General features: G+C 70.5%; 2 protein-coding genes. One reads left to right on the forward strand and one right to left on the reverse strand.

The genetic code is table 11. The annotated features are described in order from the left end of the window. Window positions 1-193: 193 nt before the first annotated feature. Window positions 194-751: a hypothetical protein gene (locus ACGFXC_RS37525; RefSeq protein WP_393719429.1), complete on the forward strand. Its 558-nt coding sequence runs from the start codon at window positions 194-196 to the stop codon at window positions 749-751. On the opposite strand, the gene ACGFXC_RS37530 is transcribed toward ACGFXC_RS37525, so the two are convergent. Then, window positions 695-1,384 (reverse strand): CatB-related O-acetyltransferase, encoded by a 690-nt coding sequence (locus ACGFXC_RS37530; RefSeq protein ID WP_393719430.1) that lies wholly within the window; start codon window positions 1,382-1,384, stop codon window positions 695-697. The two genes, ACGFXC_RS37525 and ACGFXC_RS37530, sit on opposite strands and share 57 nt — an antisense overlap. Between the last annotated feature and the right edge of the window lie 108 nt (window positions 1,385-1,492).

Raw genomic sequence — 1,492 nt, forward strand, 5'->3', positions numbered from 1 at the left:
CCCGCACAGCAGGTGGTCACACGCTCCCCGTCGCTCAGTGGCCGCAGGCCGTCCGTGGTCACTGCCATCCGGGCGGCTCGGTGCGTCTTGGGTCGTGGACGTGGATTGACGAGAGTGGAAGTTTAGGTAAGCCTTACCTTCCCCCGTTGCGGCAAGTGGTGCCGCGTCCGCTTGTCCCCCGGAGTCAGCTCACATGTCGTCCCCTGCCGTCAGACTCACCGCCCGTCCCGTCCGCCTGTACGACTCCTGGTGGACGGTGGCGGCAGGGGCGCTGTGCGCGCTGGTCGGCCTGGCGGCGGGGCTGTGGTTCTCCGCGCACGTGCAGACCGACGAGACGCTGCACTCCGCCGCGCTCTTCGTGCACCTCGCGTCCCTCGTGCTCGGCTTCGGAGCCGTCCTGTCGGCGGACTACTACGGCCTCCTCTGGGCCACCGGGCGCTGCGCCCTCGCCGAGGTCGTCGCCGCGACCGCCCGGCTGCACGTGCCCATCTGGGCCGGGCTCGGCGGGCTCGTCGTGAGCGGCCTCATGCTCCACCCCGACCTGCACTCGGCCCTCACCCTGACCAAGCTCGGGCTGGTCGCCGCCCTTACGGTCAACGGTCTCCAGGCGGGCCTGCTGGGCCGGCGCCTCGAAGGGGCCGCCGAGCCCGTCGGCAGGCGGCTGCTGCTGTGGGGCGGAGCGACCGCCCTGGTCTCACAGCTCTGCTGGTGGGGCGCCGTGGTCATCGGTTTCCTGAACACCAACACCTGACGCGACCGCCTCCAGCTCGCCGACGGTGCCCGACATGATCACGCGCAGGTGCGCGGTGATGTGCTCGACCGGCCAGTCCCACCAGGCGATGCGCAGCAGGCGGGCGATGTCGGCGTCGTCGTAGCGGGTGCGCAGGAGCCGGGCCGGATTGCCTCCGACGATGCCGTAGTCGGGGACGTCGTCGACGACGACCGCACCCGAGCCGATGATGGCCCCGTGTCCGATGCGTACTCCTGGCATCACCGTCGCGCCGTTCCCGAACCAGACGTCGTTGCCGACGACGGTGTCGCCCCGCCCCGGCAGTCCGGTGATCAGGTCGAAGTGCGCGGCCCACGATCCGCCCATGATGGGGAACGGGAAGGTGGACGGCCCGTCCATCCGGTGGTTGGCCCCGTTCATGAGGAACCGCACGCCGGCGCCGAGCGCGCAGAACTTCCCGATGACCAGCTTCTCCGGCCCGTAGTGGTACAGGACGTTGCGGGTCTCGAAGGCGGTCGGATCGTCGGGGTCGTCGTAGTACGAGTACTCCCCGACCTCGATCAGCCCGGACGTCACCAGTGGCTTGAGCAGCACCACGCGCGGCTGGTCGGGCAGGGGGTGCAACACCGTCGGATCCGCAGGCAGCTGATTCATGGTCACCCAACCTAGCCCCCGGACGATGCCGGCCGCCCGGATGGCAGCGACCACGGACGGCCTGCGGCCACTGAGCGACGGGGAGCGTGTGACCACCTGCTGTGCGGA

It is taken from the genome of Streptomyces sp. NPDC048507, from assembly GCF_043199995.1.
Taxonomy (GTDB): Bacteria; Actinomycetota; Actinomycetes; order Streptomycetales; family Streptomycetaceae; genus Streptomyces.